Source organism: Streptomyces sp. bgisy027, from assembly GCF_057710365.1.
This window is the reverse complement of the sequence record NZ_JBYIVZ010000101.1, coordinates 1-11354: the sequence shown is the minus strand read 5'-3', so window position 1 is coordinate 11354 and position 11354 is coordinate 1. Positions and strand designations below refer to the sequence as shown.

The window sequence follows — 11354 nt, the reverse complement described above, 5'->3', positions numbered from 1 at the left end:
AATGCGGAAGCGGCGCCCCTTGCAGGGTCCCCCCGCTTTTCTTGCGCCCGGGCTGCCCCGGCTGCCCGTGCCGATCCGGCTCAGGCCAGCCCGTCCACCAGCCGGAACGACGAGTCCGCCAGGTACAGGGAGCTGTGGTCGTAGCGTTCGAGGCGGACCACGAAGTTCTTGTGGCGCAGGAAGTGGCCCGGGTAGTTCACCGACTCCAGCATCGTCGCGCCGGGGGAGCGGGCGGAGTCGCGCGGGCAGAACGTGGCGTCCTGGGTGAACAGGGCGGAGCCGTCGTTGCGTTCGGCGCGCAGGACGAAGTTGCGGTGACGCAGGTACTGGCCGTCGCGGGTGGCGAAGGAGTAGCAGGAGCTGTTGGCCAGGCCCTTGACCTGCTTGAAGGTGGAGTCCTCGCGGGACTCGGAGCCGCGGACCTGGTCGAGGCCCACCCGGCCGTCGCTCATGTGCCAGTAGCGGTCGGGGTAGTTGACCGAGCGGATGGAGCGCCAGGCGGTGGCGGCCGGGGGCTTCGGGGCCTCCGTCGGTGAACCGGCGTCGCCGGAAGGGGATTTGGAGCTGTCGGGCGCCGGTTTCGGCTTGGAGGCGTTCTGCTCATGGGGTGCCTCGGTCGTCGGCCTCTCCTTCGACAGACCGCTCCTGCCCTTCGGGGGAGCGGTCCCCGAAGGCGTGGCGAAGGAGATCAGGCCGGGCACCGTCGAGTCCGCCGCGGGAGTCGAAGCCGCGGCTGAATCTCCGTCAGAGTCCCTCTCCGATATGGCTATTGCCGTGACGCAGGCGATGATCGTCGCCATCGCCATCCCGCCCGCGAGCCACAGGCGGCGCGTTCCCGGTGCCCTTGAGGTGTCCGGGGCCCAGCCGCTCTCCCAGGGTTGGTCCTGAGACGGCCGGGACTTGTTATCAGGCATGCGGTGTTCCTCCAGCGGCGTCACGAGACGACAGCCGCGGCTGCGAAGGACCGGTATGTGAACGGTGAAACACTAGTGGACCCAGTGGTCCGGGAGCAGCTGTTCGGAACGGCCCGTATTCACTCCGGTTCAGCTGATTCACTCCGAGTGAACCAGCTGAACCGGCCTTCCTCGGCGGCCACTTGCCGTCAGGTGCGATACGCGGCCGTCACGATCCCGACCAGTGATCTGATCAGCGGGTTCCTGTCGCCCTCCTGCCACACCGCCGGCACGCGGCTCGGCGCCATGTCGACGACCGGGACGACGGCCGGCTCCTCCGGCATGTCGACGACCGGGACGACGGCCGGCTCCTCCGCCATGTCGACGACCGGGACGACGGCCGGCTCCTCCGGCATGTCGACGACCGGGACGACGGCCGGCTCCTCCGGCATCCCGTGCCCGAGCAGCGGGGCCATCCCGACCGTGCCGTTTCCACAGCACGGCCTGCACGCACTCCTGAACGCCGCGCACCACGGGACCCTCGCGGCGCTGACCGCCGTTCCAGTACGCCTGCCAGAGCGGGTCCGTCCCCGCCGGGAACCGGAACCAGCGTCGGCCGGCCGGGTCGGACAAGGTCAACCGGTCGCGCCGGGCCGGCGGATCGTCGGCGCGGAGCACCGCGCCCACCGGGTCGGCGCGCAACTCGTGCACCGTCAGCCCCGTCTCGTCGAACGGCCCACGGGTCAGGGCGACATCGACGAGACCGGCGCGCGGCCCGCAGGTCGGATCCGTCAGGTCGGTCTCGCGCACCCGGACCTCCACGCCGGGACGGCGCCCCCGGTGGGCGTCGGCCAGCCGCCGCGCACCCCGGTCGGTGCTCTCGCCCAGGAAGCCGACGGTGAGGGTGGTGGCGCCGGCCGCCGTCGCCACGCGTACCCGGACCCGGTCGGCCCGGTCGGCCCGGTCGAGCAGGGCACGTGCCGCGTCCAGCAGCGCCGCCCCGGCCGGGGTGAGCCTGACGCCCGCGGGGGAGCGGTGCAGCAGGGCGGCGCCGACGCCGGACTCCAGTCGTCTGATCGCCCGGCTCAGCGGCGGCCGGCTCATGTGCAGGCGGGCGGCGGCCCGGCCGAAGTGGAGTTCCTCGGCGACGGCCACGAAACAGCGGAGCGTGCGCAGCTCCATGAACAGCGACGGTACCCGTACGGTATCGAGCCCACCGGATGGGTCTTGGACGGTCGGGGCGCACCCGCGGTGGACTCGGAACATGACCGAGAAACCGATGTCCCAAGAGCCCCTGCCCGACCCCGCCATGCGCACGGCGGACGCCGAGGAGATCGCCCCCGGCCTGCTGGTGATCCCGAACCGAGGGGCACCGCTGGTGCCCAACATCAGCGTCATCGGCGGCGCCCGGGCCGTACTCGTCGTGGAGACGGGCATCGGAACCGCCAACGCCGAGCAGGTCCTCGCGTTCGCCACCGAGGTCGCGAAGGGCCGCCGACTGTATCTGACCACCACCCACTTCCACCCCGAACACGCCTTCGGCGCCCACGGCTTCGCCGACGAGGCCACCTACCTGGTCGACCGTGCGCAGGCCGACGACCTCAGGACCAGGGGCGCGGGCTGCCTGGAGACGTTCCGGGGCCTGGGCGGGGACATCGCCCGCCGCCTCGAAGGCGTCCGCCCGCCCACCCCCGACGTGGTCCACGACGGCGGTCACGACCTGGACCTCGGCGGCCGGTACGTCCGGCTGCGGGCCACCGGTCAGGGCCACTCGAAGGGCGACCAGGCCGTCGAAGTGCCGGACGCCGGGGTGCTGTTCACCGGGGACCTGGCCGAGACCGGGCAGTTCGCCGTCTTCCCGTGGTTCCCGCCGTACGACACGGACGTCTCGGGGAGGCGCCGGCCGGCGGTGATGGACCGGCTGGCCGCGGACCGGGCCCGGGTGGTGGTCCCCGGACACGGTGACACCGGCGGTCCGGAGGTGCTCACCGACGTCCGGGACCATCTGCGCGAGCTGCGCGACGAGACCTGGCGGCGACGGGACTCCGCGATGGGCGAGGACGGGATCGCCGCCGAGGTGGCGGCGCTGCTGATCGAGCGGCATCCAAGGTGGGCCGGCCGGGAGTGGATCGAGCGGGGCATGGGATGCCTGTGCGCCGAGCACCCGTGCGGGTCGCCGTAGGGACGGGCACTTGCGAACCCGTGCTCCGCGGCAGGGCATCATGGCCGGACAGCACCGTAGTTCACACACCGACAGGAGCCCCCGGATCATGGTCCACCGCGTCCCCCCTGCCCTTCGCCGAGCGCCGGCGGTCGCGGCTCTGTGCGGTGCGCTCGTCCTCGCCGTCGGCGGCTGCACGGCGTCCGACGGCGAGGACGGCGCCGCCCCGGACCGCGCCACCGCCCCCTCGGCCACGGGTCCGGGCCGCGAGGCGAAGGTGGAACTGCCCGAGCCGGGCATCGGCTTCGACTACCAGATCGGCGGCGCCTACCCGCCGCCCAGGGGCGTGGCGGCGGTCTCCCGCGACCGTACGGCGAAGCCCGCGCCGGACGTGTACAACATCTGCTACGTCAACGCCTTCCAGGCCCAGCCGGACGCCGCGGACTGGTGGCAGGAGCACGCCCCCGACCTGCTGCTGCGCGACGACGACGGCACGCCCGTCGTCGACCGGGACTGGGACGAGATCCTGCTGGACACTTCCACCGCCGACAAGCGCGAACAGCTCGCCGGGATCGTGGGGAAGTGGATCGACGGCTGCGCCGACGCCGGCTACAGGGCTGTCGAGGCGGACAACCTCGACTCCGACGAGCGGTCCGACGGGCTGCTGACCGCCGACGACAACGTGGCCTTCGGCGAGCTGCTCGCCGCCCGCGCGCACGCCGCGGGTCTCGCGATCGGCCAGAAGAACGCCGCCGCCCTGGCAGGGCGGGGCCGCGACGTGGGCTTCGACTTCGCGGTCGCCGAGGAGTGCGGCCAGTACGACGAGTGCGGCGCGTACGCGGACGCCTACGACGACCGGGTCTTCGTCATCGAGTACCGCGCCGACGGCCTCGCCGCCGCCTGCGAGGAGTGGGGAGACCGGCTCTCGGTGGTGCTGCGCGACCTCGACGTCGTACCGCAGGGGGAGGCCGGCTACCGCCGCCGTACCTGCTGACCGGTCAGTCGAGTACGGCCGTGGCCTCGATCTCCACGAGGTGCTCCGGCACGTCGAGAGCCGCGACCCCCAGCAGCGTGGCCGGCGGCACGGGGGTCACCCCCAGCTTGGCGGCGGCCCGGGTGATGCCCTCCATGAGCAGGGGCATCTTGTCGGGGGTCCAGTCGACGACATGGACGTTCAGCTTCGCCACGTCCTCGAAGGAGGCGCCGGCCGCGGCCAGGGCGGTGCCGACGTTGAGGTAGCACTGCTCGACCTGTGCGGCGAGGTCGTCCGCCCCGACCGTGACGCCGTCCGCGTCCCAGGCGACCTGCCCGGCGACGAAGACCAGCTTCGAGCCGCCGGCGATCGCCACCTGACGGTAGGCGTCGATCTCCACGAGTCCCGCCGGGTTCATCAGGGTGATGGCCATGGTGTCCGCTCCTTGCGCTCCGAGCCCGGGCGGCGTGCCGCGGGCCCCGTAGTCACTTGTGGTTACTCGGAAACCGTAGGAGAGTGAACGCTGACATGGAAGAACGCACTTTTCAGTGACTGGGGAACCTCATGGGTACCAAGCAGCTCAGTGACTCGGTCGACCAGGCGGACGTGACGCGGGCGGACTCGCTGGCCCGGGAGATCTTCACGGACATCGCCAACAAGTGGGCGCTGCTGATCATCGAGGCCATCGGGGACGGCACCCTCCGCTTCAGCGAGTTGCGTGACGAGGTCGACGGCATCAGCCACAAGATGCTCACCCAGAACCTGCGCATGCTGGAGCGCAACGGCCTGATCGAGCGCACCGTGCACCCCACGGTGCCGCCGCGCGTCGAGTACACCCTCACCGAGCCGGGCCAGGCCCTGCGCGTGACCATCGACGGCATGTGCGACTGGACCCACCGCTACATCGGGCACATCGAGCAGGCCCGCGACAGCTTCGAGGCGCGCAAGCAGTAGTGCGGGCCGCGAGGCCGTTCCGTGTGAGGGACGGTTTGTGTACGCCCGTACGCATCGTTGTGTACGCTTGTACATATGGGATACCTGCTGCTCGCCGGAGCCATAGCGGCCGAGGTGGCCGCCACGACCGCGATGAAGTACAGCGAAGGCTTCAGCCGGCTGCTGCCTTCGCTGCTGACCGCACTCGGTTACCTGCTGTCCTTCACGCTGCTCGCCCAGACGCTCAAGACCGTCTCGGTGGGCACGGCCTACGCGATCTGGGCCGGCGTCGGCACCGCGGCCATCGCCGCCATCGGGATCCTGTTCATGGGCGAGGGGATGACCGCCACCAAGGCCGCCGGCATCGCGCTGATCATCGTCGGCGTGGTCGTGCTGAACCTGGGCGGTGCGCACTGATGGCCCGGCGCTACGACCCCGAGCGGCAGCAGCGGATCATCGACGCCGCGATCCGGGTCGTGGGCGAGAGGGGCATCGCCGGGCTGAGCCACCGCACCGTCGCCGCCGAGGCGGACGTGCCGCTCGGCTCGACGACGTACCACTTCAAGACCCTCGACGACCTGCTGGTGGCGGCGCTGCGCCAGGCGAACGAGGGCTTCGCCAAGGTCATCGCCTCGCGCGGCGGCCTTCAGGACCCGCAGACCGACCTCGCCGCCGAACTGGCCGGCTGGATGGGCGAGTGGCTCGCGGGCGACCGCACGGGCGTGGAGCTGGAGTACGAGCTGTACCTCGCCGCCCTGCGCCGCCCCGCCCTGCGCCCGGTCGCCGCCGAGTGGGCCCAGGACCTCGCCGAGCGCGTGTCCCACCGCACCGACCCGGTCACCGCCCGCGCGCTGGTCGCGCTGATGGACGGGATCTGCCTGCAGGTGCTGCTCACGGAGGTGCCGTACGACGAGGCGTACGCGTGTGACGTGCTGCGCCGGATGATTCCCTGACCTGCGACGTCTCGTCGCCCCATCTCCCTAGCGTGCCCTGCGGGACAAGGCTTGCGACCTGCCGGGGAGCCTTTCCCGCCCGCGGGGAACAGGGGGTGACACGCTCAGGACGACACGACACGACACGACACGACAGGGAAGGCCTTGTGAGCGGACCACCGCCGCAGGCGGAACGCGTGGCGAACGACGCCGACGTTGTGGCCGGATCGCTCGAACAGCCCGAGCTGTTCGCCCGGCTCTACGACCGCTGCGCGCCCGACATCCACCGGTACGCGGCCCGGCGACTCGGGGAGACGGCGGCCGACGGCATCACCGCCGACACCTTGCTGACCGCCTTCCGCATCCGCGCCCGCTAGGACCGCACTCGCCCCAGCGCACGGCCTTGGCTCTACGGCATCGCCGCCACCAACCTCATCGGCAAGCAGCGCCGCGCCGAGGTACGGGCACTGCGGGCGCCGGCCCGCATGGGGCACGACCCGGTCGCGCCGGACAGCGTCGGCTCGCGCCACGGGGGAGCGCGGGCCGGCCGGCCGGTCGGGCACGGGCCCGGGCGCCGAGGTCTCCGGGAGCGGGAGGGGACCCCGGCACCCGGACGAGCACCCGCCGGGCCGCTCGCACCCTGAGACGCCCCGTGCCCGAGTTAGCCCCGACGCGCCCCGGCCGGTTAGGTTGCCCTCATGACCGACACGACTGCTCCTCGCACCACCGGCGCCGTGGCCGCCGGCCTTGCCACGATCGCCGCCGACGGCACTGTTCTCGACACCTGGTTCCCCGCGCCCGAGCTCGTCGCCGAGCCGGGCCCCTCCGGCAGCGAGCGGCTGTCCGCCGAGAAGGCCGTCGAACTGCTCGGCGAAGGCGCCGCGAAGGCGATCGGTCCGGACGCCCGCCGGGGCGTCGAGGTCGTCGCGGTCCGCACGGTCATCGCCTCGATCGACGAGAAGCCGATCGACGCGCACGACGTCTACCTGCGTCTGCACCTGCTCTCCCACCGCCTGGTCAAGCCGCACGGCCTGAACCTGGAGGGCCAGTTCGGCTTCCTGGCCAACGTGGCCTGGACCTCGCTCGGCCCGGTCGCCGTCGACAACCTCGAGAAGGTCCGGCTGAACGCCCGCGCGGAGGGCCTGCACCTCCAGGTGACGTCGGTCGACAAGTTCCCCCGCATGACGGACTACGTCGCGCCGAAGGGCGTCCGCATCGCCGACGCCGACCGGGTCCGCCTGGGCGCGCACCTCTCCGAGGGCACCACGGTCATGCACGAGGGCTTCGTCAACTTCAACGCCGGCACCCTCGGCACCTCCATGGTCGAGGGCCGTATCTCCGCGGGCGTCGTGGTCGGCAACGGCTCCGACATCGGCGGCGGCGCCTCGACGATGGGCACGCTGTCCGGCGGCGGCAACGTGATCATCTCCATCGGCGAGCGCTGCCTGGTCGGCGCCGAGGCGGGCGTCGGCATCGCGCTGGGCGACGAGTGCGTCGTCGAGGCGGGCCTGTACGTCACGGCCGGCACCCGCGTCACCATGCCCGACGGCCAGATCGTCAAGGCCCGCGAGCTGTCCGGCGCGTCCAACATCCTCTTCCGCCGCAACTCGGTCACCGGCACCGTCGAGGCCCGCCCGAACAACGCGGTCTGGGGCGGCCTGAACGAGATCCTGCACAGCCACAACTGACCGACCCCGACAGCCGGTCATCGCCGAGCGCCCTCCCAGGACCCGAGCACGGTCCTCGGAGGGCGCTCGCACGACCGTCGGTCTCCGGCGCGACACGCTCACGTACGGGTTACTCCTCGTGACCTCCCGGCGGTCCGGGCAGATGAACCGGTGGACGCAGTTTCCGATCACACGCCGAAACGACGAGATGAGGGCCGAGGGCTGATGACGGGTCGAGTGGAGACGGGCGAGCGGGGCCGGGTCGTACTGCGACTGGTGGCCGGGGTGCTCGCCGCGGGGGCGGCCTGCTGGCTGCCGGCCGGGAGCGCGCACGCCGACGAGACCAACACGGGCTCGCACAACGGGCCCCGGATCGGGCTGGTCAACGTGGGGCAGGTGGACGACCCCATGGAGGACGTGCTGGAGCACTTCCTGCTCGTCGGCGACGGGTACACCTGGGGCTGACACAGCCGGGGCCGGGACGTATCGCAGGGGGGTGCGGTACGGACCCGGCCCCCTGCCGTTGAATTCCTCTCGCACCCAGGCATAGCCGCGGCGACCCGCACGCGTCGCATGGGTCAGGAGACCAAGGTCCGCGGAGCGCATCTGCTCGCCTGGGCCGACGACAGGCGGCTCATCGCCTGGGAGCGGGTGACCGGTCTGGACGAGGGGAGTGCCGGCCCCGCCTGGTGCTGGTCACCATCGGCAGCGACAAGGTCGTCCCGCTGAGCGGGGTCCGCGAGGAGAGCCTGAACACCGGGCGACAGGAGTGGGAGCCCGTGTTCGCCCGCCGGTGAGCAACCGGTGATCAGTCGGCCGTGAGCGACTCGTACGCCGTCAGCAGCCCGTCGACCGCCTCCTGGCCGGCGGGCCGCAGCGGTGCGCGGACCGGGCCCCCGGGCAGGCCGAGTTCGCCCAGGAGCGCCTTCGCGGTGACCGCGCCGGGCAGGCCCGCCGACATCATCGACTCGATGAGCGGCGTGGCGCGCTGCTGGAGCCGGGCCGCACCGGCCGTGTCGCCGGCGTCGAACGCGTCCAGCACGGACCGGAGGTGACGGGGGACCACATTGGCGACCGTGCTGACGTACCCGGTCCCGCCCACCGCGTACAGCGCCAGATTGTGCTCGTCGCAGCCCGCGTAGTACGCCAACTCCGTGCGGGCCAGCACCTTCTGGGTGCCGAGGAAGTCGTAGGAACAGTCCTTCACCGCGACGATCCGGGGGTGCTCGGCGAGCCGGATCAGCGTCTCCGGCTCGATCCGGGTGCCGGTGCGCCCGGGGATGTCGTACAGCGCGACCGGCAGCCCCGCCGCGTCGGCGATCTCGCGGAAGTGCGCCTCGACGGCGTCCTGCGGGGGCCTGCTGTAGTACGGCGTGACCACCAACAGGCCGTCGGCGCCCGCCTTCTCGGCCGCCAGGGCCAGCTCGACGGTGTGCCGGGTGTCGAAGGTGCCCACGCCCGCGACGATCGACGCCCGCTCGCCCACGGCCTGCCGGACGGCCCGGACCAGCTCCGACTTCTCCGCGTCCGTCGTGGTCGGCGACTCGCCCGTCGTGCCGGAGAGTACGAGACCGTCGCAGCCCTCCGCCACCAGCCGGGCGGCGAGCCGCTGCGCGCCGTCGAGGTCCAGCGCACCCGCCCGGGTGAAGGGCGTGATCATGGCGCACAGGGCGCGGCCGAAGGGCGGCGAGGACAAGGCGGAGGCGGCGGCAGTCGTCATGGGAGTAGTCTCGGCACGGCGATCGCGTAGCTCCACTTAATTCTTCTACGAGGTATTGATAAGGAGTCCTGCGGCACGAGGGCTGTTGGGTGCGTCGAGCGCGGCGACCTCGGCGAAGTCCCTTACGAGGACGCCGTACGGGACATGACCGACTGGGTCGGGCGGCGCCGCGCCGGTGAGATCCCGGACCGGCTCACGCTGCTCGTTCATCCGCCCGTCATCACCTACGGCTCGCGCACCCCGCCCGCCGAACTCCCCGCCCGCCTGACGGTCCCCCTGGTCCCCGTCGACCGCGGCGGCCGGGCCACCTACCACGGCCCGGGCCAGCTCATCGGCTACCTCGTGCTGAATCTGCGCGAGCGCGGGCCCGGCGGCATCGTGCGCCGGGTGGAGAACGGCCTGATCGCCGCCTGCGCCGACCTCGGCTTCGAGACGGTACGCCGGACACCTCGCCCGGCGCCCAGTCGCTGGCCGGGGTCTGGAGGGCCGACGCGTCCTGCGTCTACGGCCTCGGACACCGTGCGCCGAACCGCCGCTGCGACTGCGGCTTCCACTGCGTGCACGACCGCACGACCGCACGACGGCCGAAGGGCTGCTGTGCACGGCCGAGCACCGGGCTGCCGTGCTGCTCGAAGTGACCGTGCTCGGCCGCTACATCCGCTTCGAACGCGGCTTCCGCTACGCCCGTCAGCGGGTGCGCACCGACCGCCACGGTCGGCCCGTGTGCCTGCGGCACGGTCGCCGTGGCGCTCGCCGACACCGGCCGGGGCCGCCCCAGTCGGCGGGAACTCGCCCCGTCCTGCGGGGGCTGCCTGCGCGGCCGTACGTCCGTCTCGCTCGCGGGGTTCGCCCGGCTGGCGGGGGAGGGGCTGCGGGTGGTCGCGGGCGCGGCGGTGAGCGTGGCACCGGGCGACCTCGGCGCCGTCGAGGAACTCGGCGTATCCGAACTCACCGCGGAGGCGGCACTGCTGCAGGCCCGCCTCGACTTGCTCCAGGCTCAGCTGGCCCGGCTGGGCGAGCGCGGACCGGGAAGCGGACGGGAGGGATAGCGGGGGCAGGTCCGGGTACGCGGGAGTTCCGAACCGAGAGGAGGCGGAACACCGTGACCGGGACCATGGCCCCCGAACCGGTGCGCGAGGATCACCACTCCGTGGGCGAACTCGTCGCACAGGCGGGCGAACAGCTCTCCCGACTCGTACGACAGGAAGTCGCCCTCGCCAAGGAGGAGTTGGCGGAGAAAGGCCGGCGGGCCGGTCGTGGCGGCGGACTGCTGGGCGCGGCGGGTGCCGTCGCGTACGCCGGGCTGCTCTTCCTGGCCGCGGCCGCCACCGCCGCCCTCTCGCTGACGATGCCCCTGTGGGCCGCCGCGCTCATCGTGACCGGGGTGCTGTTCGCGCTCGCGGCTCTGCTCGCGGCGACCGGCCGCGCCCAGCTGCGCCGGGCGGCGCCTCCCACACCCGAGGAGGCTCTCGGCAGCGTCAGGACGGACGTCGAGGAGATCAAGGGAAGGGCGCACCGATGACGGACAGGACCACGGGCGACATGCGCGGCGCGGCCGCGAAGGCCGCCGAGGGGACCAGGGGCGCCGAGGAGCTGCGTGACCAGATCGAGCGGACGCGCGGCGAACTCGGCGACACCGTGGCCGAGTTGATGGATAAGGCGGACCTGAAGGGCCGGGCCATGACCCGCGCCGCCGACCTGAAGGACAAGGCGGGCGCGATGACCGTGCAACTGCGCAGCAGCGCCGCCCAGGCCGGCCACGCGATGCAGGACCGCGCGACACGAGCGGGGCACGTCGTCCAGGACCGGGCGACCAGGGCCGGTCACACCGTCCAGGACCGGGCCACCCGAGCCGGCCACACCGTCCACGACAAGGCGACCGAAGCCGGCCATGCGGCGGAGCACGGCGCACCGGGCCCCGTCCGCACGGTCGTCCGGGCCGGCCTGCGGCACCCCCGGCCGGTGCTGGTGGTCGGCGCGGCGGCCGGAGCACTTGTCGCGGCCTCGGTGCTGCGACGCAGGCGCGGCGGACGCCGCCGTTGAGACGGCGGCCCCGCCGGGTCCGGTTGGGACGC

General features: G+C 72.7%; 14 protein-coding genes and 4 pseudogenes. 12 read left to right on the top strand and 6 right to left on the bottom strand.

All coding sequences use genetic code 11. The features are described 5' to 3' along the window. Window positions 1-80: 80 nt before the first annotated feature. The 3 genes and pseudogenes from AC3ETA_RS47140 to AC3ETA_RS47130 form a co-directional block, all read right to left on the bottom strand. Window positions 81-914 carry an AbfB domain-containing protein gene (locus AC3ETA_RS47140; RefSeq protein ID WP_432199054.1) on the bottom strand — a complete coding sequence of 278 codons (834 nt, stop codon included), beginning with the start codon at window positions 912-914 and terminating at the stop codon, window positions 81-83. Between the two features lie 138 nt (window positions 915-1052). Continuing rightward, entirely contained in the window at window positions 1053-1865 is an 813-nt protein-coding gene (locus AC3ETA_RS47135; RefSeq protein ID WP_432199055.1) for a LysR substrate-binding domain-containing protein, read from the bottom strand. Between the two features lie 87 nt (window positions 1866-1952). Beyond that, a pseudogene (locus AC3ETA_RS47130) lies at window positions 1953-2075 on the bottom strand (LysR family transcriptional regulator); the annotation flags it as partial. Between the two features lie 82 nt (window positions 2076-2157). On the opposite strand from AC3ETA_RS47130, the gene AC3ETA_RS47125 reads away from it, so the two are divergent. Then, the gene (locus AC3ETA_RS47125) at window positions 2158-3075 is read left to right on the top strand and encodes an MBL fold metallo-hydrolase (protein WP_432199053.1); all 918 of its coding nucleotides are present in this window, start codon (window positions 2158-2160) and stop codon (window positions 3073-3075) included. A gap of 88 nt (window positions 3076-3163) precedes the next feature. Further along, on the top strand, window positions 3164-4048 hold the full coding sequence (locus AC3ETA_RS47120) for an endo alpha-1,4 polygalactosaminidase (protein ID WP_432199052.1): 885 nt from the start codon (window positions 3164-3166) through the stop codon (window positions 4046-4048). A gap of 4 nt (window positions 4049-4052) precedes the next feature. Here the strand turns inward: AC3ETA_RS47120 and AC3ETA_RS47115 are convergent, their stop codons facing one another. Then, a complete protein-coding gene (locus tag AC3ETA_RS47115; protein ID WP_432199051.1) occupies window positions 4053-4460 on the bottom strand; it encodes a RidA family protein in 408 nt (135 codons plus the stop codon). Window positions 4461-4591: 131 nt separating this feature from the next. Between AC3ETA_RS47115 and AC3ETA_RS47110 the strand changes: the two genes are divergently transcribed. From AC3ETA_RS47110 to AC3ETA_RS47085, 6 genes and pseudogenes are all read left to right on the top strand, one after another. Next, entirely contained in the window at window positions 4592-4981 is a 390-nt protein-coding gene (locus AC3ETA_RS47110; RefSeq protein WP_432199050.1) for a winged helix-turn-helix transcriptional regulator, read from the top strand. Between the two features lie 75 nt (window positions 4982-5056). Further along, window positions 5057-5377, top strand: coding sequence for a DMT family transporter (locus tag AC3ETA_RS47105; RefSeq protein ID WP_432199049.1), 321 nt, complete (start codon window positions 5057-5059; stop codon window positions 5375-5377). Further along, on the top strand, window positions 5377-5913 hold the full coding sequence (locus AC3ETA_RS47100) for a TetR/AcrR family transcriptional regulator (protein ID WP_432199048.1): 537 nt from the start codon (window positions 5377-5379) through the stop codon (window positions 5911-5913). The genes AC3ETA_RS47105 and AC3ETA_RS47100 overlap by 1 nt, the downstream gene beginning before the upstream one ends. A 146-nt stretch (window positions 5914-6059) precedes the next feature. After that, window positions 6060-6398: pseudogene (locus tag AC3ETA_RS47095) on the top strand (RNA polymerase sigma factor); the annotation flags it as partial. A 192-nt stretch (window positions 6399-6590) separates the two neighbouring features. Then, window positions 6591-7580 carry a 2,3,4,5-tetrahydropyridine-2,6-dicarboxylate N-succinyltransferase gene (dapD, locus tag AC3ETA_RS47090; RefSeq protein ID WP_432199047.1) on the top strand — a complete coding sequence of 330 codons (990 nt, stop codon included), beginning with the start codon at window positions 6591-6593 and terminating at the stop codon, window positions 7578-7580. Window positions 7581-7784: 204 nt separating this feature from the next. Beyond that, window positions 7785-8024, top strand: a complete 240-nt coding sequence (locus tag AC3ETA_RS47085) for a hypothetical protein (RefSeq protein ID WP_432199046.1) — start codon at window positions 7785-7787, stop codon at window positions 8022-8024. A gap of 343 nt (window positions 8025-8367) precedes the next feature. Here the strand turns inward: AC3ETA_RS47085 and dapA are convergent, their stop codons facing one another. Further along, window positions 8368-9279: a 4-hydroxy-tetrahydrodipicolinate synthase gene (gene dapA / locus AC3ETA_RS47080; protein WP_432199045.1), complete on the bottom strand. Its 912-nt coding sequence runs from the start codon at window positions 9277-9279 to the stop codon at window positions 8368-8370. Between the two features lie 45 nt (window positions 9280-9324). Then, entirely contained in the window at window positions 9325-9489 is a 165-nt protein-coding gene (locus tag AC3ETA_RS47075; RefSeq protein WP_432199056.1) for a hypothetical protein, read from the bottom strand. Here AC3ETA_RS47075 and AC3ETA_RS47070 point away from each other — a divergent pair. The 4 genes and pseudogenes from AC3ETA_RS47070 to AC3ETA_RS47055 all read left to right on the top strand — a co-directional run. Then, window positions 9424-9672 (top strand): annotated as a pseudogene (locus AC3ETA_RS47070) (lipoyl protein ligase domain-containing protein); the annotation flags it as partial. The gene AC3ETA_RS47075 and the pseudogene AC3ETA_RS47070 overlap by 66 nt on opposite strands. A gap of 17 nt (window positions 9673-9689) precedes the next feature. Then, a pseudogene (locus tag AC3ETA_RS47065) lies at window positions 9690-10328 on the top strand (hypothetical protein). 53 nt (window positions 10329-10381) lie between these two features. Next, the gene (locus tag AC3ETA_RS47060) at window positions 10382-10801 is read left to right on the top strand and encodes a phage holin family protein (RefSeq protein ID WP_432199044.1); all 420 of its coding nucleotides are present in this window, start codon (window positions 10382-10384) and stop codon (window positions 10799-10801) included. Beyond that, window positions 10798-11322, top strand: coding sequence for a DUF3618 domain-containing protein (locus AC3ETA_RS47055; protein ID WP_432199043.1), 525 nt, complete (start codon window positions 10798-10800; stop codon window positions 11320-11322). The genes AC3ETA_RS47060 and AC3ETA_RS47055 overlap by 4 nt, the downstream gene beginning before the upstream one ends. The last annotated feature ends 32 nt before the right edge of the window (window positions 11323-11354 follow it).

Coding starts and splice junctions, on each gene's coding strand:
- AC3ETA_RS47120 (WP_432199052.1), top strand. CDS start 3,164: ATGGTCCACCGCGTCCCCCCTGCCCTTCGCCGAGCGCCGGCGGTCGCG.
- dapA (WP_432199045.1), bottom strand. CDS start 9,279: ATGACGACTGCCGCCGCCTCCGCCTTGTCCTCGCCGCCCTTCGGCCGC.
- dapD (WP_432199047.1), top strand. CDS start 6,591: ATGACCGACACGACTGCTCCTCGCACCACCGGCGCCGTGGCCGCCGGC.
- AC3ETA_RS47110 (WP_432199050.1), top strand. CDS start 4,592: ATGGGTACCAAGCAGCTCAGTGACTCGGTCGACCAGGCGGACGTGACG.
- AC3ETA_RS47075 (WP_432199056.1), bottom strand. CDS start 9,489: ATGAACGAGCAGCGTGAGCCGGTCCGGGATCTCACCGGCGCGGCGCCG.
- AC3ETA_RS47115 (WP_432199051.1), bottom strand. CDS start 4,460: ATGGCCATCACCCTGATGAACCCGGCGGGACTCGTGGAGATCGACGCC.
- AC3ETA_RS47140 (WP_432199054.1), bottom strand. CDS start 914: ATGCCTGATAACAAGTCCCGGCCGTCTCAGGACCAACCCTGGGAGAGC.
- AC3ETA_RS47100 (WP_432199048.1), top strand. CDS start 5,377: ATGGCCCGGCGCTACGACCCCGAGCGGCAGCAGCGGATCATCGACGCC.
- AC3ETA_RS47125 (WP_432199053.1), top strand. CDS start 2,158: ATGACCGAGAAACCGATGTCCCAAGAGCCCCTGCCCGACCCCGCCATG.
- AC3ETA_RS47085 (WP_432199046.1), top strand. CDS start 7,785: ATGACGGGTCGAGTGGAGACGGGCGAGCGGGGCCGGGTCGTACTGCGA.
- AC3ETA_RS47105 (WP_432199049.1), top strand. CDS start 5,057: ATGGGATACCTGCTGCTCGCCGGAGCCATAGCGGCCGAGGTGGCCGCC.
- AC3ETA_RS47055 (WP_432199043.1), top strand. CDS start 10,798: ATGACGGACAGGACCACGGGCGACATGCGCGGCGCGGCCGCGAAGGCC.